This window comes from Paucibacter sp. M5-1, from assembly GCF_027498415.2.
Lineage (GTDB): Bacteria > Pseudomonadota > Gammaproteobacteria > Burkholderiales > Burkholderiaceae_C > Roseateles_E.
On sequence record NZ_JAPZLM020000001.1, the window covers coordinates 2154794 to 2175850 of the forward strand.

21 protein-coding genes are annotated in these 21057 nt (G+C 67.5%); 4 read left to right on the plus strand and 17 right to left on the minus strand.

Annotated elements, in window-relative coordinates:
* Both dtd and O5M90_RS10060 read left to right on the plus strand, forming a co-directional pair.
* The gene (dtd, locus tag O5M90_RS10055; protein ID WP_269838675.1) at positions 1-441 is read left to right on the plus strand and encodes a D-aminoacyl-tRNA deacylase; all 441 of its coding nucleotides are present in this window, start codon (positions 1-3) and stop codon (positions 439-441) included.
* 26 nt (positions 442-467) lie between these two features.
* Positions 468-860: a VOC family protein gene (locus O5M90_RS10060; protein ID WP_137941092.1), complete on the plus strand. Its 393-nt coding sequence runs from the start codon at positions 468-470 to the stop codon at positions 858-860.
* Between the two features lie 55 nt (positions 861-915).
* Here the strand turns inward: O5M90_RS10060 and O5M90_RS10065 are convergent, their stop codons facing one another.
* The gene (locus O5M90_RS10065; RefSeq protein WP_269838674.1) at positions 916-1884 is read right to left on the minus strand and encodes a tripartite tricarboxylate transporter substrate-binding protein; all 969 of its coding nucleotides are present in this window, start codon (positions 1882-1884) and stop codon (positions 916-918) included.
* A 168-nt stretch (positions 1885-2052) separates the two neighbouring features.
* Here O5M90_RS10065 and O5M90_RS10070 point away from each other — a divergent pair, with 168 nt between their 5' ends.
* On the plus strand, positions 2053-2598 hold the full coding sequence (locus O5M90_RS10070; protein ID WP_262969999.1) for a rhodanese-like domain-containing protein: 546 nt from the start codon (positions 2053-2055) through the stop codon (positions 2596-2598).
* 25 nt (positions 2599-2623) lie between these two features.
* Here the strand turns inward: O5M90_RS10070 and O5M90_RS10075 are convergent, their stop codons facing one another.
* The 8 genes from O5M90_RS10075 to O5M90_RS10110 form a co-directional block, all read right to left on the minus strand.
* On the minus strand, positions 2624-3874 hold the full coding sequence (locus O5M90_RS10075) for a phenylacetate--CoA ligase family protein (protein ID WP_269838673.1): 1251 nt from the start codon (positions 3872-3874) through the stop codon (positions 2624-2626).
* Positions 3867-4178, minus strand: coding sequence for a hypothetical protein (locus O5M90_RS10080; RefSeq protein ID WP_262970001.1), 312 nt, complete (start codon positions 4176-4178; stop codon positions 3867-3869). The genes O5M90_RS10075 and O5M90_RS10080 overlap by 8 nt, the downstream gene beginning before the upstream one ends.
* 16 nt (positions 4179-4194) lie before the next feature.
* A complete protein-coding gene (locus O5M90_RS10085) occupies positions 4195-5001 on the minus strand; it encodes an ABC transporter ATP-binding protein (protein WP_137941096.1) in 807 nt (268 codons plus the stop codon).
* A gap of 101 nt (positions 5002-5102) precedes the next feature.
* Complete coding sequence (locus O5M90_RS10090) at positions 5103-6446, minus strand: ABC transporter substrate-binding protein (RefSeq protein ID WP_269838672.1); 1344 nt, start codon at positions 6444-6446, stop codon at positions 5103-5105.
* 44 nt (positions 6447-6490) lie between these two features.
* Positions 6491-7567, minus strand: coding sequence for a branched-chain amino acid ABC transporter permease (locus O5M90_RS10095; protein ID WP_262970002.1), 1077 nt, complete (start codon positions 7565-7567; stop codon positions 6491-6493).
* A gap of 18 nt (positions 7568-7585) precedes the next feature.
* Positions 7586-8515 carry a branched-chain amino acid ABC transporter permease gene (locus O5M90_RS10100; RefSeq protein ID WP_262970003.1) on the minus strand — a complete coding sequence of 310 codons (930 nt, stop codon included), beginning with the start codon at positions 8513-8515 and terminating at the stop codon, positions 7586-7588.
* 10 nt (positions 8516-8525) lie between these two features.
* The gene (locus O5M90_RS10105) at positions 8526-9311 is read right to left on the minus strand and encodes an ABC transporter ATP-binding protein (protein WP_137941099.1); all 786 of its coding nucleotides are present in this window, start codon (positions 9309-9311) and stop codon (positions 8526-8528) included.
* Complete coding sequence (locus tag O5M90_RS10110; protein WP_269838671.1) at positions 9311-11257, minus strand: AMP-dependent synthetase/ligase; 1947 nt, start codon at positions 11255-11257, stop codon at positions 9311-9313. Before O5M90_RS10110 ends, O5M90_RS10105 begins: the two co-directional genes overlap by 1 nt.
* A gap of 220 nt (positions 11258-11477) precedes the next feature.
* On the opposite strand from O5M90_RS10110, the gene O5M90_RS10115 reads away from it, so the two are divergent.
* On the plus strand, positions 11478-12215 hold the full coding sequence (locus O5M90_RS10115; protein WP_137941101.1) for a Crp/Fnr family transcriptional regulator: 738 nt from the start codon (positions 11478-11480) through the stop codon (positions 12213-12215).
* A 6-nt stretch (positions 12216-12221) separates the two neighbouring features.
* On the opposite strand, the gene O5M90_RS10120 is transcribed toward O5M90_RS10115, so the two are convergent.
* The 8 genes from O5M90_RS10120 to O5M90_RS10155 form a co-directional block, all read right to left on the minus strand.
* The gene (locus O5M90_RS10120; protein WP_269838670.1) at positions 12222-13463 is read right to left on the minus strand and encodes an esterase-like activity of phytase family protein; all 1242 of its coding nucleotides are present in this window, start codon (positions 13461-13463) and stop codon (positions 12222-12224) included.
* 193 nt (positions 13464-13656) lie between these two features.
* Positions 13657-15105: an N-acyl-D-amino-acid deacylase family protein gene (locus O5M90_RS10125; protein WP_269838669.1), complete on the minus strand. Its 1449-nt coding sequence runs from the start codon at positions 15103-15105 to the stop codon at positions 13657-13659.
* Positions 15098-16003 (minus strand): MurR/RpiR family transcriptional regulator, encoded by a 906-nt coding sequence (locus tag O5M90_RS10130; protein ID WP_269838668.1) that lies wholly within the window; start codon positions 16001-16003, stop codon positions 15098-15100. Before O5M90_RS10130 ends, O5M90_RS10125 begins: the two co-directional genes overlap by 8 nt.
* Before the next feature lies 1 nt (position 16004).
* Positions 16005-17279 (minus strand): alanine racemase, encoded by a 1275-nt coding sequence (locus O5M90_RS10135; protein WP_269838667.1) that lies wholly within the window; start codon positions 17277-17279, stop codon positions 16005-16007.
* Entirely contained in the window at positions 17276-18250 is a 975-nt protein-coding gene (locus O5M90_RS10140) for an ABC transporter ATP-binding protein (RefSeq protein WP_269838666.1), read from the minus strand. Before O5M90_RS10140 ends, O5M90_RS10135 begins: the two co-directional genes overlap by 4 nt.
* Positions 18250-19272: an ABC transporter ATP-binding protein gene (locus tag O5M90_RS10145; protein WP_269838665.1), complete on the minus strand. Its 1023-nt coding sequence runs from the start codon at positions 19270-19272 to the stop codon at positions 18250-18252. The genes O5M90_RS10140 and O5M90_RS10145 overlap by 1 nt, the downstream gene beginning before the upstream one ends.
* Entirely contained in the window at positions 19269-20111 is an 843-nt protein-coding gene (locus O5M90_RS10150; protein WP_269838664.1) for an ABC transporter permease, read from the minus strand. Before O5M90_RS10150 ends, O5M90_RS10145 begins: the two co-directional genes overlap by 4 nt.
* Positions 20108-21049 carry an ABC transporter permease gene (locus tag O5M90_RS10155; RefSeq protein WP_269838663.1) on the minus strand — a complete coding sequence of 314 codons (942 nt, stop codon included), beginning with the start codon at positions 21047-21049 and terminating at the stop codon, positions 20108-20110. The genes O5M90_RS10150 and O5M90_RS10155 overlap by 4 nt, the downstream gene beginning before the upstream one ends.
* Positions 21050-21057: the final 8 nt, after the last annotated feature.

Below are 21057 nucleotides of genomic sequence, written 5' to 3' on the forward strand. Positions count from 1 at the left end.
GTGATCGCGGTATTGCAAAGAGTCAGTGAGGCCCGGGTCGATGTGGCCGGCCAGACCGTCGGCCGGATCGGCCCCGGCATTCTGCTGCTGGTCTGCGCCGAGCCCGAGGACAGCGAAGCGCTGGCCGAAAAGCTGATTGCCAAGGTGCTGAAGCTGCGCATCTTCGGCGATGCCGCCGGCAAGATGAATCTGAGCCTGCAGGACGTCGGCGGCGGCCTGCTGATCGTCTCGCAGTTCACGCTGGCGGCGGACGCCAGCGGCGGCAACCGCCCCAGCTTCAGCGGCGCGGCCCGGCCCGAGCTCGGACGACGGCTTTACGAGCATTGCCTGAGTTACGCTCGCAGCCAGCATGCGGAGGTGGCCGGCGGCGAGTTCGGCGCGGACATGCAGGTCAGCCTGCTCAACGACGGCCCGGTGACCATCCCGCTGCGCATCCAGTGAGCGACAAACCGTCAAGGAGGACCCCGATGATCAGCTACGCCACCTTGGGCACCGCCGACCCCGGTCGTGCCGCCCTGTTCTACGACGCCGTGCTGGCCCCGCTGGGTCAGCAGCGCAGCTATGCCGACGAGAATATGGTCGGCTACAAATCGGCCGCGCAGCCCGAGGCCAATTCGACCTTGTGGATCTGCAAGCCCTTCGACGGCCGGCCGGCCACGGTAGGCAATGGCTGCATGCTGGCCCTGGCCGCCGAGACCCGCGAGCAGGTGCAGGCCGTGCACGCCGCCGCGCTGGCGGCCGGAGGCGCCAACGAGGGCGCGCCGGGTCTGCGCGAGGTCTACGGCCCCGATATCTATCTGGCCTACTTCCGCGATCTGGACGGCAACAAGCTGGCGGTGATCTGCCGCGCCAAGGGCTGAAATGAAAAAACCCGCCGAGCGGAGGGTTTCCTGATGCGAGGCCAGCCTCGATCAATCAATCAGCATACTGACCTGCGGCCTTGATGACCGGGCCCCATTTATTGATCTCGGCCTCGACAAACTTCTTGTGCTCGGCGCCGTTGAGACGCCCGTCGGTGATGACGACGGCGCCCAGGGCTTCCTGACGCTTGACGAACTCGGCATCCTTCAGTGCCAGCTTCAGCGCCGCGTTGATCTTGTCGACGATGGCCTTGGGCGTGCCCTTGGGTGCGTAAACGCCGTGCCAGATCGACACATTGAAGCCCTTCAGCCCTGACTCGTCCAGCGTCGGCAGCTTGGACAGCGCCGGCGTGCTCAGGCGCTTGGTGGTCGTGACGGCGAAGGCCTTGACCTTGCCCGACTCGATCTGGCTGGTGGTGTTGGTGGTCTGGTCGCACATGATGTCGACCTGGCCGCCCAGCAGATCGGTCATCGCCGGGCCCGTGCCCTTGTAGGGCACCGTGGTCATGTCGAGCTTGATGGCGCTCTGGAACAGCAGGCCGCACAGATGCGAGGCGGCGCCCAGGCCGGCATTGGCCAGATTGACCTTGCCCTTGTTGGCCTCCAGCCACTTGGTCAGCTCGGCATAGTTGTTGGCCGGCAGACCAGGCTTGCCGATCAGGGTCATCGGCACTTCATTGACCATGCCCAGGTACTCGAAGTCGTCCAGGGTCTTGTACTGCATATTGCGGTACAGGGCCGGCGAGGTGGCCATGCTGATGTGGTGCAGCAGCAGGGTGTAGCCGTCCGGTGCGGCCTTGGCCACCTTGGTGGCACCCAGCGTGCCGCCGGCACCGCCGACGTTCTCGATCACGATGGTGGCGCCCAGCGGCTTGCGCAGCGCTTCGGCCAGATCACGCGCCACCTTGTCGGTGGGGCCGCCGGCCGAGAACGGCACCACGATGTTGACGGGTTTCTCGGGATACTCGGCCCAGACAGCACCGGCAGCAACGGTGGCCAGACCAGCCAGCATGAACTTCTTCATCGTCATCCTCGTTGTGTAGTAGGTTCAGGCCTGCAATGCTAGGGGTCGCTTGTGCGCATGGCGTAGCGGGAAATACGTAAGTGCCGCCGAGGTCCATATATCGACATCGAATATTGATCCTGCGAATCTGTATTGGACCGAATAAGCCTCGGCTTCTAGAGTGCGGGCATGAAGATCGCCACCACCGCCCGCCGCCTGCCCGCTTTCGCCGCCGCGTTGCTGCTGCTGGCCTCGGGTCTGGCCCGGGCCGAGGTCGTCTCGGCCCCTGCAGCGGCACAGCGCCTGCAAGAGGGGGCACAGGCCTGGGATGTGCGCGCGTCCGGACCAGGCCAGGTCTTGCCCGGCGCGGTGCAGCTCGATGCCCAGGCCTGCCTGCAATGGCTGGCCTCGGGGAATGTGCAGGCACTCAGCGCGGCGGTGTCGGCCGCCGGCATCGACCTGTCCCGCGATGTGGTGATTTACGGCAGCGCAGGCGACGCCAGTGCCCAGGCGCTTTACACCGCGCTGCAGACGGTGGCGACCGGCCGTGTGCTGTGGTTCGTCGGCGGCATTGCCGAGTGGCAACTCAGCGGCCGCGCCACCGTGGCGCAGCCGAGCCCGCGTCTGCCGGTGCCCCAGCATCTGGTGGCACAGAGCGCCGAGGCCACGCCCCGCATGGCGGCAGCCAGCCTGCGCGACCCGGCCACACCGCCCGCACTGCTGGCGGCACGCTGAGCCGATCCCGGCTCAGCCGTCCGACTCAGTCATATTTGCGCGCGTCCTCGATCACCCGCCCGTCATTGGGCAGGGTGCCGGGTGCCAGCAACAGCACCTCGGCGCGCAGCTTGGTGATGTCGCGCACCACGCCGGCCACCTGCTCGGCCAGGCCTTCGGCCGGCTCGGCCACCTCCAGCTTCAAAGTCATGCGGTCCTGGGCCATCTCGCCCTCGACCACCAGCCGTGCCCGCAGCACCGCCGGGAAGCGCTTGGCAATCTCGGCCACCTGGGCGGCATGGACAAACATGCCGCGCACCTTGGCGCTCTGGTCGGCCCGGCCCATCCAGCCCTTGATGCGGGTGTTGGTGCGGCCGGTCGGGCAAGCCCCCGGAAGCACGGCCGACAAGTCGCCGGTGCCGAAGCGTATCAGCGGGTAGTCGGCATTCAGGGTCGTGACGACCAGCTCGCCGACCTCGCCGTCCGGCACCGGATCGCCGCTGCCTGGGCGCACGATCTCGACGATCACACCCTCATCCAGCACCAGGCCCTCGCGGGCCGCCGTCTCATAGGCGATCAGGCCGAGGTCGGCGGTGGCATAGCACTGGTAGCCCTGCACGCCGCGCGCGATCAGCCAGTCGCGCAGCGAGGGCGGGAAAGCCTCGCCGCTGACCAGGGCCTTGGTGAGGGACAGGGTCTGGCCGGCCTCGGCCGCCTTGTCGAGCAGGATCTTCAGAAAGCTGGGCGTGCCGACATAGGCATCGGGCCGCAGCTCGGCAATGGCCTGCAGCTGCAGCTCGGTATTGCCGACGCCGCCCGGGAACACCGTGCAACCCAGCGCATGGGCGCCGGTTTCCATCATCGAGCCGGCCGGGGTCAGGTGGTAGCTGAAGCTGTTGTGCACCAGCTCGCCGGCCGCGAAGCCGGCCGCATGCAGGGCGCGGGCGACCCGCCAGTAGTCGCCGGCCCGGCCCTCGGGCTCGTAAATCGTGCCGGGCGACTGGAACACGCGCCGGGCCGTACCCCAGCCAATCGCCGCGAAACCGCCAAAGGGCTGGCCCGGGCGCTGCGCCTGCTGGCGCTCCAGCAGCTGCTGCTTGCGCGTCACCGGCAGGCGGGCGAGCGCTGCGCGGCTGCTGATGGTGCTGGCGTCGACGCCGGCCAGCAGCTCGGCGAAGGCCGGCGCCCGGCTTTGCGCATGGGCAATCTGGCCGGCCAGCGCGGCCATCAAGGCCTGCTCACGCTGCGCCGGGTCGCGGGTTTCGAGGGCGTCGTGGAAAGCCGTGCTGCTACTCATTTTTGTCATCCGTCCAGCGCGCCAGGCGCTTCTTGATCTCATCCTGCAGCGCACGCACATCGGCGCTGCTCTTGCAGGTCTTGCTGTCCCATTCGGGGCTGCGCGCCGGCCGCCGGGCCAGCCGGGCCGTCAGCTGGGTCGCATCGATGCTCAGCTCGATCACGCTCAGGCCTTGCAAGGTGAAGCCGTTGCCGCGCTCGCTGAGCTGGCGCAGCTCGCGCAAGGCGCGCTTGAGCTGGATCAGGGCCAGGTCGGGCTTGAAGGCCGGCGGGGCAAAGAAGTCCTGGGGTTCGTCGTCGCTCATCGCAGGCGCTCCCGGTTCAGGCCAACCAGCGCTTGCGGCGCTTGTAGCTCTTGACGTCCTTGAAGCTCTTGCGGTCGCCGCCGCCCATGCCCAGATAGAACTCCTTGACGTCCTCGTTCTCGCGCAAGGCCTTGGCCTCGCCGTCCATCACGACGCGACCGTTCTCCAGGATGTAGCCGTAGTCGGCATAGCGCAGCGCCATATTGGTGTTCTGCTCGGCCAGGAAGAAGGTCGTGCCTTCCTTGCTGTTCAGGTCCTTGACGATCTCGAACACCTCTTCGACGATCTGCGGCGCCAGGCCCATCGAGGGCTCGTCGAGCAGCACCATCTTCGGGTTGGCCATCAGCGCGCGGCCGATCGCGCACATCTGCTGCTCGCCACCCGAGGTGTAGGCAGCCTGCGAGCCGCGCCGCGTCTTCAGGCGAGGGAAGTAGTTGTAGACCTTCTCCAGGGTCTCGGCCACCGCCGCCTTGCCGTCCTTGCGGGTGTAGGCGCCGGTCATCAGGTTTTCCTCGATGCTGAGGTGGGCAAAGCAATGCCGGCCCTCCATCACCTGGATAACGCCGCGATCCACCATCGCCGAGGTGCTGAGCTTCTCGATGCGCTCGCCGCGCAGCTCGATGCTGCCCTTGGTGACCTCGCCGCGCTCGCCGGCCAGCAGGTTAGAAACCGCCCGCAAGGTGGTGGTCTTGCCAGCGCCGTTGCCGCCCAGCAAGGCCACGACCGCGCCCTCCTTGACCTGCAGGGACACGCCCTTGAGCACCAGGATCACATGGTTGTAGATGACCTCGATGCCGTTGACGTTCAGAAGAATATTGCTCATGGTCTCAGCCTCGTTGACTCGTCACAACGCCGCGCGCGGCGCTGTGACAAGGGCTCCTCGGGGAGCCCCCGCGCCCCGGGCGGGGCGCGAGAGGGGTGGAATCAGGATTGGCAATCTGCGGGAGTGCGACGGTCCAGCTTCTTCTCCGCGGCGTACTTGTCGGCCGCCTGCTTGACCATGGGCTTCATGATCATTTCGTCGGCCTGGTACCAGTCGGAGCTGAAGGCCCACTTCTTGCCGTCCCAGGTCTGCATGCGCGCCCAGGCCGAGCCCATATGGTCGACGCAGGAGGTCGAGACCGGGCGCATCACGCCGGCAAAGCCCAGGCCGTCAAGCTTCTTCTGGTCCAGCGCCAGGTTCTCCAGACCCCAGCGGACCTGCTCGCCCGTCATGACCTTGCCCTTGCCGAAGCGCTCCTGGGCGCGCTTGACGCCCTCGACCGCCAGCATCGCCGAGATCATGCCGCGCATGTAGAGCACCTGGCCGACCTCGTCCTTCGGTCCGGTGCCCTGGCCCTTGGCATGGACCTGGCTCAGGATGGCCTGGGTGACCTTGGCATCCGGGTGCACGCCATGTTGCATGGTCAGCGCGTTATAGCCCTTGGCACCATCGGCCACATCCTTGACGTCCGGCTCCGCGCCCGCCCACCAGACGCCGTACATCTTGTCGCGCGGATAGCCGGTCGCCTGCGCTTCCTTCAGCGAGGTGGTGTTCATCACGCCCCAGCCCCACAGCAGCACATAGTCGGGACGCTGCTGGCGGATCTGCAGCCAGGCCGACTTCTGCTCGACGCCCGGGTGTGTCACCGGGATCGAGTTGAACTCGAAGCCGTGCATCTTGGCGCGCTCCTGCAGCAGCGGGATCGGCTCCTTGCCATAGGGGCTGTCGTGATAGACCAGGGTGATCTTCTTGCCCTTGAGCTTGTCCAGCCCGCCCTCCTTCTTGCCCAGATGCTGGATCAGCACATCGGCGGCCATCCAGTAGGTGCCGATCAGCGGGAAGTTCCACTTGAACACGCCGCCGTCCTGGCTTTCGCTGCGGCCGTAGCCGGCCGTGATCAGCGGGATCTTGTCGGCCGGGGCCTTCTCGGTCAGCGCGAAGGTCACGCCGGTGGACAGCGGCTGGAACACGGTGGCGCCGCCGTTCTTGCCCTTCAGGCGCTCATAGCATTCGACGCCGCGGTCGGTCGCATAGCCGAACTCGCACTCCTCGAAGGAGATCTTGACGCCGTTCATGCCGCCCTGGGCATTGACCAGCTTCAGGTAGTCGACATAGCCATTGGCCCAGGGCGTGCCATTGGGGCCATAGGCGCCGGTGCGGTAGACCAGCACCGGGAAGAACTGCTCCTTGGCCTGGGCGAAGGCCGGGGCCGTGACCAGCGAGGCCAGGCCGGCACCGGCCAGGGTGGCCGCTAGCGCGAAGCGCCTGATATTCAACGTCGTCATGCTTGTCTCCTAGAAAAAAGCACTCTTGGGTGCCGGGTTGGTATTCAGTGCGGGAAAGGCCAGAGTCTGAGCTTCTCCTTGGCGGTGGACCAGAGCTTGGCCAGGCCGTGGGGCTCGACGATCAGGAAGAACACGATCAGCGCGCCGAACACCATCGCCTCGGTGTGGCTGACCAGGGCGGTGTCGACATTGATGCCGAACAGGCTGCCCAGCGCCGGCAGCGCCTGGTTCAGGAAGATCGGCAGGATCACGATGAAGGCGGCGCCGAAGAAACTGCCCATGATGGAGCCCAGCCCGCCGATGATGACCATGAAGAGCAGCTGGAAGCTGCGGTCGATCGAGAAAGCCGCCGGCTCCCAGGAGCCCAGGTGGACAAAGCCCCACAGCCCGCCGGCCACGCCGACGATGAAGCTGCTGACCGCGAAGGCGCTGAGCTTGGCCTGCACCGGCCGGATGCCGATCACGCTGGCCGCCACATCCATGTCCCGCATCGCCATCCAGGAGCGGCCGATATGGCCGCGCACCAGGTTCTTGGCCAACCAGGCAAACACGATCACAAAGAGCAGGCAGAACAGATACTTCTGCAGCGGCGTGTTGATCGGCAGGCCCAGCACCTGCAGGCCCGAGACGCTGACCGAGCCGGAGGCCGAGTCGTTGGTGAACCACTTGATGCGCAGGAAAGCCCAGTCGGTGAAGAACTGCGCGGCCAGGGTCGCGACCGCCAGATACAGGCCCTTGATGCGCAGCGAGGGAATGCCGAAGAAGACGCCGACCACGGTCGCGCACAGCCCGCCCAGCAGCAGGGCCGGGATCAGCGGCATTCCGGGAATGCGGACAAAGAAGTTGTAGGCCGCATAAGCGCCCACCGCCATGAAGGCGCCGGTGCCCAGCGAGATCTGGCCGCAGTAGCCGACCAGGATATTGAGCCCGATGGCGGCCAGCGACAGGATCAGGAAGGGGATGAAGATGGCCCGCAGCATGTACTCGTCGGCCAGGGCAGGCACCAGCAGCAGGGCTGCGGCAATGATCAGGCCGATGACAAAGCGGTCCTGCGCGATCGGGAAGATCTGCTGGTCGGCCCGGTACGAGGTCTTGAACTGGCCGTTCTCACGATAGAGCATGGTCTGTGTCTCCTGGGCTCAGACGCGGTCAATGATTTTTTCGCCGAACAGACCCTGAGGCCTGAAGAGCAGGAACACCAGCGCCAAGACATAGGCAAACCAGATCTCGATGCCGCCGCCCAGCATCGGCCCGATATAGGCCTCGGACAGCTTCTCGCCGACGCCGATCAGGAGGCCGCCGATGATGGCGCCCGGCACCGAGGTCAGGCCGCCCAAGATCACCACCGGCAGCGCCTTCAGCGCCACCAGCGACAGCGAGAACTGCACGCCCAGCTTGGAGCCCCAGATGATGCCGGCCACCAGCGCGACGAAACCGGCCACGCTCCAGACGATGACCCAGATGCGCTTGAGCGGAATGCCGATCGACTGGGCGGCCTGGTGGTCATCAGCCACCGCGCGCAGCGCCCGGCCCGTCGAGGTGTACTGGAAGAACAGCGCCAGCGCGCCGACCAGGGCGGCGGCCACGACGGTCGCGATCAGGTCTTCCTGGCCCACCAGGATGCCGCCCTGGAATACGCTCTCGAACAGGAACAGCGGATCCTTGGGCATGCCGACATCGATCTTGTAGATGTCCGAGCCGAAGATGGTCTGGCCGAAGCCGTCGATGAAATAGGTGATGCCCAGCGTCGCCATCAGGAGCGTGATGCCCTCCTGATTGACCAGCTTGCCCAGCACCAGGCGCTCGATGCACCAGGCCAGCGCGATCATGATGGCCATCGCGACGGCGAAGGCCAGCACATTGACGACCAGCTTGCTCTCGATGCCGGTCCACTGCGGGATCCATTCGGAGAAGCGCGCCATCGCCAGCGCGGCGAACAGCACCATCGCGCCCTGCGCGAAGTTGAAGACGCCGCTGGCCTTGAAGATCAGCACAAAGCCCAGCGCGATCAGCGAGTACAGCATGCCGGCCATCAGGCCGCCAATCAGGGTTTCGAGAAACGGTCCCATGTTCTTGTCCTCAGTGGCTGGTGCCGAGATAGGCGCTGATCACGTCTTCGTTGGCGCGCACCTCGTCGGGCGCGCCATCGCCGATCTTCTTGCCGTAGTCCAGCACGACGACGCGGTCCGAGATGTCCATCACCACGCCCATGTCATGCTCGATCAGCACGATGGTGGTGCCGAACTCGTCGTTGACATCGAGGATGAAGCGGCACATGTCCTGCTTCTCCTCGACATTCATGCCTGCCATCGGCTCGTCCAGCAAGAGCACCTGCGGCTCCATCGCCAGCGCGCGGCCCAGGTCGACGCGCTTTTGCAGGCCGTAGGGCAGGCGGCCGACCGGGGTCTTGCGATAGGCCGGGATCTCGAGGAAATCGATGATGCGCTCGACCTTCTCGCGCTGCGCGATCTCCTCGCGCTCGGCCGCGCCCCAGCGGATCGCCTGCTGGAAGAGATTGGTCTTCATGCGCAGATTGCGGCCGGTCATGATGTTGTCCAGCACGCTCATGCCCTTGAACAGGGCCAGGTTCTGGAAGGTGCGCGCCACGCCCATCTCCGCCACCTGGCGCGAGTTCATGTGCTTGAAGGTCTGGCCCTTGAAGGTGATCGAACCTTGCTGCGGCTGATAGACGCCGTTGATGCAGTTCAGCATCGAGCTCTTGCCGGCACCGTTGGGGCCGATGATGGCGCGGATCTCGTGCTCGCGCACATTGAACGAGATGTCGGTCAACGCCTTCACGCCGCCAAAGGCCAGCGAGATGTTCTGCACGTCGAGGATGACCTCGCCGATCTTCTTGCTCGCCATCAGGCCGCCCTCCGCACTGCGGGAAATGTTTTGACATCGACGATCTTCAGATCGGCCGACACGCTGCCGCTGCGCCCGTCCTCGAACTTCACTGCGGTCTCGATGAACTGCGAGCTCTTGCCGCCATACAGCGCGTCAATGAGCACCGCGTACTTGTCGGCCACCGCGCCGCGCCGCACCTTGCGCGTACGGGTCAGCTCGCCGTCATCGGCATCGAGTTCCTTGTGCAGTATCAGGAAGCGGCTGATCTGGCTGCCGGCCAGCAGCTCGTCCTGGGCCAGGTCGGCATTGACCTGTTCGACGCAGTCGCGTATCAGCTCATAGACCTCGGGCTTTTGCGCCAGATCGGTATAGCCGGCATAGGGCAGGTTGCGGCGCTCGGCCCAGTTGCCCACCGCTTCGAAATCGATATTGATGAAGGCGCAGCAGCGCTCGCGCTTGTCGCCGAAGGCCACCGCCTCCTTGATATGGGCGAAGAACTTCAGCTTGTTCTCGACATACTTGGGCGCGAACATCGCGCCGTCATTGGGGCCGCCGGCGATGCGGCCGACATCCTTGGCGCGGTCGATGATCTTGAGGTGGCCGCTGGCATCGATGAAGCCGGCATCGCCGGTGTGGTACCAACCTTCGGCCGTCAACACCTCGGCCGTCGCGGCCTCGTTCTTGTAATAGCCCTTCAACAGCCCCGGCGACTTGACGAGGATTTCGCCCGAAGGCGCCAGCTTGATCTCGACACCGTCAATCGGCACGCCGACCGTGTCCGAGCGCGCCTGGTTGTCGGGCTGCAGGCAGACGAACACGGCCGTCTCGGTCGAGCCATAGAGCTGCTTCAGATTGATGCCTATGCTGCGGTAGAAGCTGAACAGATCGGGGCCTATGGCCTCGCCGGCCGTGTAGGCCACGCGCACCCGCGAGAGCCCCAGCGTGTTGCGCAGCGGGCCGTAGATCAGCAGATTGCCCAAGGCATACAGCAGCTTGTCGCTGCCGCTCACCGGCTTGCCATCCATCAGCGCCGGCCCGACGCGGCGCGCCAGGCTCATGCAGCGCGCGAACAGCCAGCGCTTGATCGCGCCGGCATCCTCCATGCGGATCATCACGCTGGTCAGCAGGCCTTCGAAGACCCGCGGCGGCGCGAAGTAATAGGTCGGGCCGATCTCCTTCAGATCGATGGAGACGGTGCTGGTCGACTCGGGGCAGTTGACCACATAGCCGCAGGCCAGCCACTGCGCATAGCTGAAGATGTTCTGGCCTATCCAGGCCGGCGGCAGATAGGCCAGCACCTCTTCGCTGCTGCTCAGATTGTCAAAGCGCGCGCCAGCCTGGGCGCGGTCGATCAGGCTGGTGTGGGTATGGACCACGCCCTTGGGGTTGCCGGTCGTGCCCGAGGTGAAGAACATCGCCGCCACATCGCCGGGCTCGCTGAGCTGGACCTGGGCATCGTAGAAAGCCGGGTGGGCGTTGGCATGCTGGCGGCCGCGTGCGCACAAATCATCCAGCGAGCCCAGGCCCGGCTCGGCATAGTTGCGCAGGCCGCGCGGGTCGTCGAACCAGATGTGCTGCAGCTGCGGGCATTGCTCGCGGATCTCCAGCAGCTTGTCGACCTGCTCCTGGTCCTCGACCACCGCGAAGGCGATCTCGGCGTTGTTGATCGGGAAGACGAACTCGGCGCTGACCGCGTCCTGATACAGCGGCACCGGAATCGCGCCCAGCGACTGGGCCGCCAGCATGCTGGCATACAGCCGCGGCCGGTTCTCGCCGACCACCACCAGATGCTGGCCGCGCTTGAGCCCGGCCTGGGCCAGGCCATGGGCCAGCTCGCGCACCAGCAGGGCCAGCTGCGCCCATGTCAGCGTCTGCCAGATGCCGTATTCCTTCTCGCGCAAGGCAGCGGCATCGGGCCGCCGCGCCGCGTGGTCGATCAAGAGCCTGGGGAAAGTCGTCGCCACCATCTGTCTCCTGTGCTGTCCGCACCGCCGGGCGGTGCTGGTGCATGGCGCCCTTCTGCGGGGCTTGCATGCCTTCAGTGGGTGCAATACTAGGCCTGACTTTGACGCCAGGCTGTCGTTGCGACGACATTCCTAGGGACACCCCGGGGGCGTGCTTTCCCGGGGGTCGACAACGGGTGCTTGTAAGCCTGCTGTCAAGCTGCACGATAAAGACTGCGCCATGACCGTCTCTGCCTTCTCCAGCCCCAGCGGCGCCCCCTTGCGCCAGCGCGCCCGCGCCGCCACCCGCAGCGAGCTCGACGCCATTCCCTGGCTGGCCGTGCTGGAGCCGGCGCAGCGCGAGCAGGCGGTGGCCGAGTTGCAGGTGGCCGATGCCGAGGTCGGCGAGCGGGTCTGCCGCATCGGCCGGCAGGCCAATTTCTGGTTCGGCGTCGTCGATGGCCTGTTAAAGATGAGCAATGACGACTCGACCGGCCAGGCCATCACCTTCACCGGCGTGCCGCCGGGCGGCTGGTTCGGCGAGGGGACGCTGCTCAAGCGCGAGGTCTACCGCTACAACATCCAGGTGCTGCGCAAGAGCGTGGTGGCCGGCCTGCCGATCGACACTTTTCACGAGCTGCTGGAGCACAGCATCGGCTTCAACCGCTTTGTGCTGAACCAGCTCAACGAGCGCCTGGGCCAGTTCATCGCGGCGCGCGAAACCGACCGCATCGGCAACCCCGATGTGCGCGTGGCCCGCAACCTCGCCGCGCTATTCCACCCGCAGCTCTACCCCGGTGTCGGCAGCATGCTGCGCATCACCCAGCAGGAGCTGGGCTATCTGGTCGGCCTGTCGCGCCAGCGCGTCAACGAGGCCTTGAAGCGCCTGCACGAGCAGCAGCTGATCAGCGTCGAGTACGGCGGGCTGCGGGTGCTGGATCTGCAGGGGCTGCGCAGCTTTCCGATGCGCGCCACCTGAGCGAGGTCAGCGGCGACGCCGCGTCAGACGGCCCAGGGCAAACAAGCCGGCCAACATCAGGGCCCAGCTGCCGGGCTCGGGCACGGCGCTGACTTCCAGCGCGATGAACTGGGTGAACTGAGTGCCCGAGAAATTGTTGTCCGAAACCAGGATCAAGGTTTGCTTGCCGTTGACGACCGGTCCCAGGGTCAGACCTTCGATATTGTCGGTGGCCAGAAAACTGCCGTCATCGTTTTGCAGCGTGGACAGGTCCGCAAGCAAGGTCTTCTCGGCGGGGGTGTAGCTGGCGCCGCTCAGATCGCCGATGCCGGAGATGTCGGTCGCCGCACGCGCATCCACATGGAACAGGCGGATGGTGTTGCCGGTGACCGGAGTGCCCGGCGTCACCGCACCGGCGGCGAAGGAGCGTTCGATGGCAATGAACTGGCGGTCGCCGATGGCCAGCAGGTCGGTCAGGCCGTTGGTGGCGAAGCCGTTGGCCGGATTCGGCGCCATGACCACCGGCGCCACCTGGTAGGCATACTGCGCAGCGGCCGCGCCGGAAGCGACATCGAAGGCCAGGAGGCGCGCCGTCGAGCCGTTGGCAAGCGCTGACGGCGGGCTGTCCTGGGCCAGCCCGTTCTCGGTGGCGGTGTAGAGCGTCTTGCCGTCGGTGGACAGCGTCAGGCTCTCGAAGGCCAGATTGTTGTGGACGCCCCTGTCGCCCGCGGCCAGGCCCGAGTTGCTGCCCACCGGATTGAAGTCGCCGGGCACGCTGAAGCTGCGCACATGGCTGCCGTCGAGATTCATCTCGCGCACGCTGGGGTTCTGGAAACCCGCCGCCGAACGTTGGCCTTCGTTGCTCCAGTACAGGGTGCCGGTGCCGGCGTTGTAGCGAAGCCCCTCCGGATCCACGGTGTTGAGTCCGAACGCGCCGCCCTCGGGGCGCTGCAAGGTGGTGACGCTGCTGAAGTCAACGCCCGCCATGCCGGGCGTGGCCGAGCGGCTGAACCGAGTGATATCCAGATTGAGCGTGTAAAAGCGCGCGGGGTTCAGGCCCGAGCGGTCATCGCTGATGGCGAAATAGCGCTGCTTGGCGGCGTCGAAATCGATGCCGGACAGTCCGCCCACCGTGGTGCCGGCGTACTGGGTTCCGCTGGGCACGATCTGCTGGCCCAGATAGCTCAGGCTGATAGGTGCGTCGGCATGGGCCGACAAGGTCAGCAGGCCCAGGGTCAGGGCGAGGGTCAGGGGCTTGAGCGATTGCATGCGAGTCCTTCGGGCAGAAGCCCTGATCGCTCAGGGCTGTCGTGGAGGGGCGAGACCGGCGGCCGCGACGCCGGCCTTGCCGGGCGCACAGTGGTCGGAGTCTGCGCTCAGGCCTGCTATGTTCCAGCTTCAGCGTGACTTTTTGACGGCCGGGCGAGCCCCTGCCATGGTCTGTTCGGACCAGCCGGCCGAGTCAGCCCTGCCCAGGCCCCGAGCTTCGGCGCAAGGCCCGCCCGGCCCGTACCAGCACCGCTGTGCCGCCGTCATAGGCCTGCCGCCCGTTGACGAAAACCGCGTCTATGCCTTGCGAGCGCAGCAGCGGCGCCTCGAAGCTGGCCAGGTCCTGCACCCGCTCGGGGTCGAACACGACGACATCGGCGGCCCAGCCGGGGCGCAGCTCGCCGCGCTCTTGCAGGCGGAACTGGCGCGCCGACAGGCCGGTCATCTTGTGCACCGCCTGCTCCAAGGTGAACAGGCCGCGCTCGCGCCAGTAGCGCGCCAGCACCCGCGGGAACGCGCCCCACAGCCGCGGATGCGGATGGCGGTCGTGCGGCAGGCCGTCGGAACCTATCATCGTCAGCCGGTGCGCGAGCACCCGCTCGACATCGTCCTCATGCATCTGGAAGTAGCAGGCGCCGCCGGGCTGCAGGCGCCGGCAGGCTTCTTTCTGGTCGACGCCCCACTCGGCCGCGATATCGGCCAGGCTGCGCCCGCCCAGCTCGGGATAGGGCTCGCTCCAGGTCAGCAGCACCTCGATGACGCCATCGACCAGGTCCTCGCGCAGCACGGTGGAGCCGGCCAGATAGGGGTAGACGTCCAGGCCCACGCCCTGGCGTGCGGCGAAACGATCGATCAGCGGCAAGGTCTCTTGCGTGCGGCCCCAGTTGGCCGGGCCGGCGCATTTGTGGTGCGAGAAGATCAGCGGCACGCCGGCCTCGAAGGCGGTGTCGGCGGCCTCGTGCATGGCCTCCAGGATCGCCGCCATCTCGTCGCGCAGATGGCTCGCATAGACGCCGCCATGGCGGGCCACGATGCGGGCCAGGGCCAGCACCTCGGCGGCCGGCGCGGCGGCGGCCGGCTGGTAGAACAGGCCCGAGGACAGGCCTTGCGCGCCCTCGGCCAGCGCCGCGTCCAGCAGCGCCTCCATGCGGGCCAGCTCGGCCGGCGACGCGGGCCGTGTCACATCGCCCATCGTCGCGTAGCGCAGCGCCGTGTGGCCGATCAGCGAGACCACGTTGACCGCCGGCAGCGCCGCATTGACGGCCTCCTGATAGGCCGCGAAGCTGGCGAAGCGAAAGCCGGTGCGGCCCAGAAGATTCAAGGGCGGCTGCGGTGCCTCGGTCAGCAACGGCACCAGCGAGATGCCGCAGTTGCCGGCCACCACGGTGGTGATGCCTTGCGAGATCTTGGGCAGGCAATCGGGCTGCTCCAGCACCAGCGCGTCGTCATGGGTGTGCACATCGATGAAGCCCGGCGCGATCACCTTGCCGGCGCAGTCGAGGCGGCGCGCGCTGGCGCTCGTCAGCCCCTCGCCCATCGCCACGATGCGCTCGCCCTGCAGCAGTACATCGCCGCGCCAGGCCGGCGTCGCGCCCGAGCCGTCGACGATCAGCCCGCCTTGCAGCAGCCAGGACTCACTCATGGGGCACCTGCCAGTTCAGCAGCGGATGGTCGTGCGTGTCGATGCCGTGGCGCTGCAGCACCTCGCGCACGCTTTGCAGGCGATAGACCGCCGGCTCGCCGATCACCTTGGCGATCAGCACGGTCAACACCTCGATGGCGGTCAGATGGGCCAGATAGGCCTCGGTGCCCACATGCATCACCGCGTCCTCCGGCACCTTCAGGCCCAGCACGATGTCGGCATTGGCAGCCAGCTTGGTGCCCGGCTGGGTCAGCGCGATCACGGTCGCCCCCTGGGCCCGCGCCACGGCCACCGCCTCCAGCAGCAGCGGCATGCCGCCGACATGAGAGATCGCGACGACCACACCGCCCGGTCCCTGCGTGGCCGCGGCCAGCAGCTGCGAATGGAAGTCCGACCAGGCGTTGGACACCAGGCCCAGGCGGAACAGCCGCGCATGCAGATCGGCGGCCATGAAGTTGGAGGTCGCGCCGGCCGCCAGCGCATCGATGCGGGTCGCGTGGGCGATCGCGTGGGCGGCCGCGTCCAGGGCCTGGGCGTCGAGCTGGCTGCTCAGGCCGGCGATGGTGCCGGCAGCCCCGCGCGTGATCTTGTGGGCCACCTGCTCGGTGGTGTCCTGCAGCTGCACGCGGCGGTGCAGCGGCGAGCCGCCGACCGCCATCTCCTGCGCCAGCGCCAGCTTGAACTCGCGCAGCCCGGCAAAGCCCAGATCGCGGCAGGCCCGCATGATGGTGGGCACCGAGGCGCCGCTGCGCGCCGCCAGCGCCTCGAAGCTCTCGTCCAGCACCCGCTCCGGGTCCTCCAACATCAGCGCGAAGATCGCGCGGCGCGCGGCCGGCGCTTTCTGCTGCGCCTCGGCGATCGCGGCCATCAGGCCTTTGTGATTGCTGCTATGGCTCATCTTAGAAATGGGTCAGCACCGCGTCGCTGACGCGGTAGTCGTTCTCGACGATGGGCAGCCAGGTCCATTTGTCGAAGGTCGTGCAGGGATGCGAAATGCCCAGGCCCAGCCGGTCGCCGACCTGCGGGCCCAGCGCGGCGGCCGGGTCCCAGCGCAGATAGGCGTGCTGGTCATTGAGCCCGGTGATGCGCCAGGTGGCCGGTGCGGCCAGCGGCGCGCGCGAGTCCAGCGGCGCATGCCAGACGGGGGTGGGCAGATCGATGTCGAAGGAGATGTCGCGCCGGCCCACGGCCAGGATGGCCAGGCCCGGCTCCGGGCAGGACTGCACCAGGGCCCAGACCTCGAGTGCGCTTTGCAGGCCGTCGACATGCCGGCAGCGCTGGTCCAGCACGCTGACCAGGCGTTTGTAGTGGCCATGGTCATGGGTGATGTAGCAGCCCGAGCGCAAGAGGCCCAGCACCGGCCTGCCCAGGCGCGGCCGCAGCGCGCCGGCCACCAGATCGAAGATGCCCGAGCCGCCGGCCGAGACGATGATCTCGTCGGCCGCGTCGAACCAGCCGCGCTCGGCACAGCTGCGGGCCACCGCCTGCACCCGCGCCATCAGCGCGTCGGCATAGGCGGTGTCGACCGCGCTGTCGCCGGTGGCACCCAGGCCCTCATAGCATTCGATGCCCGCCAGCCGGAACACCGGGCTGGCGTGCAGATGCGCGGCCAGCGCCAGCGCCTCGGCCTCGTCGCGCGTGCCGCTGCGGCCGCCGACCAGGCCGATCTCCAGCAGCACCTCGAAAACAGGTGCCAGGTCTTGCCTCTGGTGCCAGCGCTCGATCAGCGCGCATTGGGCCAGCGAGTCGACCAGGAAGACCACGCGCAGATCGGCGTGCTGCGCGAGCAGCGCCGCCAGACCCGCCAGGTCGGCCTCGCTGCAGACCTGGTTGGCGATCACCGCGCGGCGAACGCCGCTGGCGACGCCGACCGCCAGCTGCTTGATGGTCGCAAAGCTGAGACCCCAGGCGCCGGCATCGAGCTGGCGCTGGAACAGCTGCGGGCTCATCGTCGTCTTGCCATGCGGCGCCAGCGCCAGGCCTTGGCTCTGCGCATAGGCCTGCATCCAGCGGACGTTGTGCTCCAGCGCCTCGCGCTTGATCACCGCCAGCGGCAGCGGCAGATCGCCGGCCAGCACATGCCATTGCTTGGCGGCCAACTCGGCCAGCGGCAGCGGCGGCTCGGTCAGCGGGAAGCCCTTCAGCGCGGCACTCAGGACAACAGGCGTGGTCATACGAAAAGCTCCTGGCGCCAGCAGGCCGAGAAACGGCCGGGACGCACTTCGGTCAAGGGGGGAATCGCCTCGGCGCAGCGCGCCTGGGCCTGGGGGCAGCGGGTGCGGAACACGCAGCCCGAGGGCGGATTCATCGGGCTGGGGATGTCGCCCTGCAGCGGCACCGGGCGGTGCGGCGCCTCGGGGTCGGGCTGGGGCGAGGCGGCCAGCAGCGCGCGAGTGTAGGGGTGCAGCGGCTGCGCGTAGAGCGCCTCGGTCTCGGCCACCTCCATCACGCGGCCCAGATACAGCACGACGACGCGATCGCACAGGTACTCGACGACATCGAGGTCATGCGAGATGAAGAGCATCGTCAGCTTGAAGCGCTCGCGCAGATCGCACAGCAGGTTGACGACCTGGGACTGGATAGACACATCGAGCGCCGACAGCGGCTCGTCGGCGACGATGAACTCCGGCTCGACCGCTAGCGCGCGCGCGACGCCGATGCGCTGGCGCTGGCCGCCGCTGAATTCATGCGGGAAGCGCGTGCCATGCTCGGGCCGCAGGCCCACCAGGTCCAGCAGCTCGGCGATGCGCGCCGCCCGCGCCTCGCGGCCCTTGGCCAGGCCATGGGTGTCCAGCGCTTCGCCTAGGATGTCGGCGATGCGCATCTTCGGATTCAGGCTGGCATAGGGATCCTGGAAGATGATCTGCAGCTTGCGGCGCAGCTCGCGCATGCGGCCGCTGCCGGCCCGGGTGATGTCCTCGCCGCGATACAGCACCTGGCCGGCGCTGGGATCGATCAGCCGCAAGAGGCTGCGGCCCAGCGTGCTCTTGCCCGAACCCGATTCGCCGACCAGGCCCAGGGTCTCGCCGGGCTGTATCGTGAAGCTGACATCGTCGACCGCGCGCACCGGCTTCCTGGCATCGCCGAAATAGCGCTTCAGCTGGCGTACCTCGATCAGCGGCTGTTGTTGTTCTTCTTGATGCATCAGACCCACTCCTCGACATGGATGCAGCGCGCCTGGCGCTCGGCGGAAGCCTGCGCCAGCAGGGCCGGCATGGCCTCGCGGCAGCGCGCCTCGGCGCGGTCGCAGCGCGGCTCGAAGGCGCAGCCGGGCGGCGGCGCCAGCGGACTGGCCACCTGGCCGCGGATCGCGAACAGGCGCTTGGGTCGCGGCTCGCCAGGCTTGCGCGCCTTGGCCGGCAGGCAGTTCAGCAGGCCCTGGGTATAGGGGTGTTGCGGTGCGGCGAACAGCGGCCGCACCGGCGCGCTCTCGACGACCCGGCCGGCATACATCACGACCACCTGATCGGCATGGTGGGCGACGACGCCGAGGTTGTGCGTGATGAAGAGCATGCTCATGCCGGTCTCGCGCTGCAGCCGGCCCATCAGCGCCAGGATCTGCGCCTGTATCGTCACGTCCAGCGCGGTGGTCGGCTCGTCGGCGATCAAGAGGCGTGGCTCGCAGGCCATCGCCAAGGCGATCATCACGCGCTGGCGCATGCCGCCGGAGAGCTGGTGCGGGTATTCATGCAGGCGCTGACCGGCGGCCGGAATCTCGACCAGCTCCAGCATGCGCTTGGCGGCGGCCAGCGCGGCCGCGCGGTCCAGGCCCTTGTGCAGGCGCAGGCTCTCGGCGATCTGCTCGCCGATGGTCAGCACCGGGTTCAGGCTGGTCATCGGCTCCTGGAAGATCATCGCGATCTCGTTGCCGCGCAGCGCCCGGGCCTGCTTGGGCGGCAGGCTCAGCAGATCGACCTGGCGGCCGTCGCGACACCGGAACTCGGCGCGGCCGCTGATCTGCGCCCCGCAGTCCTTGGGCAGCAGGCCCATCAGGGTCAGGCTGGTGACCGATTTGCCCGAACCCGATTCGCCGACCAGGGCGGTGGTGCGGCCCGGCAGCACCTCGAAGCTGACATCGGCGACCGCCCGCACCAGGCCATCATGGGTCGGGAAGGCAGTGCCCAGGCCCTGGACACTCAGCAGAGGCTCGTGACGGCTACTACTCATCGCATCGACTTCTTCAGTTTCGGGTCCAGCAGATCGCGCACGCCGTCGCCGACCAGTTGCAGCGACAAGGCCGTGAAGATGATGGCCAGTCCCGGGAACAGCACGACCCAGAAGGCCTGGTGCGCATAGCTCTGGCTGCCGGCCACCATCGTGCCCCAGGTCGGGATGTCGGGCGGCACGCCAACGCCCAGGAAGGACAGGCCGGCCTCGGCCAGGATGGCGTAGGCGAAGATGAAGCTCAGCTGCACCAGCACCGGCGACAGCAGGTTCGGCAAGATGTGGCGCCACAGGATGCGCCCCGTGCCGACGCCGACCGCCCGCGCCGCCTCGACGAACAGCAGCTCGCGCAAGACCAGGGTCGAGGCCCGCACCACCCGCGCGACGCGCGGCGTGTAGACCAGCACCAGGGCCAGCACGACATTGAACATCGAGGGCCCGAGGATGGCCACCAGCGCGATCGCCAGCAGGATGTCGGGGAAGGACATCATCGCGTCGACCAGGCGCATCAGCGGCCCGTCCAGGCGCTTGAAGAAGCCGGCCACCAGGCCCAGCAAGGTGCCCATCAGCACGGCGCCGAGCGCGGTGCTGGCGGCGATCATCAGCGAGTAGCGGCCGCCATGAACGATGCGGGCATAGACATCGCGGCCCAGCTCGTCGGTGCCCAGCCAGTGCGCGGCGCCGGGGCCGCGCAGACGCTCCATGATGGCGGTGTCGTTCGGGTCGAAGCGGCCGAAGGCCTCGGCGCCCAGCGCCAGCACCGAGATCAGCGTGAGGACAATCATCGCGACCAGCACGATGCGGCGGCGCACCAGCTGTTTGAGCGCAAGGGGCATCTTCATACTTTGACTCGCGGATCGACCAGCATGTACAGCAGGTCGATGAAGAAATTGATCAGCACATAGATGGCCGCGATCACCAGCAGCGCGCCCTGGATCACCGGGTAGTCGCGCCGCAGCACCGCGTTGACGACCAGATTGCCGACGCCGGGCAGGCCGAACACCGTCTCGGTGATCACCGCGCCGCCAATCATCAGCGCAACGGTGAGCCCAAGCACCGTGACGATGGGCACCAGCGCATTGCGCAGCGCATGCTTGAACACCACCACCCCCTCGGGCAGGCCCTTGGAGCGGGCGGTGCGCACATAGTCCTCGCCCAGCACGTCCAGCATCGAGGCCCGTGTGAAGCGGATGATCAGCGCCGAGTTCAGAAGGCCCAGCACCAGGGCCGGCAGCACCAGCGTGTGCAGGCGCGCCAGCAAGGGCGCGCCGGGCTCGCCATAGCCCGAGACCGGAAACCAGCCCATGCCCACCGCGAAGATCTGGATCAGCACCAGCCCCATCCAGAAGCTCGGGATGCTGGCGCCCAGCATCGCCAGGCCGGTGAAGAACTGGTCGATGAAGCGGCCACGGAACACCGCCGACAGCACGCCGCAGGGCACGCCGATCAGCGCCGCGATGGCCACCGCCAGCAGGGCCAGCAAAAAGGTCGGCTCGGCGCGCTCCCACAGCGCCTGCGTGACCGGGCGCTGCAGAAAGATCGAGTCGCCCAGATTGCCCTGGGCCAGTTCGCGCAGCCAGTAGCCGAACTGCAGCAGCAGCGGCTGGTCCAACCCGTACTGCACGCGCACCCGGGCGATGTCGGCCGGCGTGGCCTGGTCGCCCAGCAGCACGGCCACCGGATCGCCGGGCGCGGCGCGCGTCAGCAGGAACACCAGCACCGCGACGATGGCCATCACCAGCGCCATGCCGCCCAGGCGCGAAAGCAGGTACTTCAGCATGGGAGTCA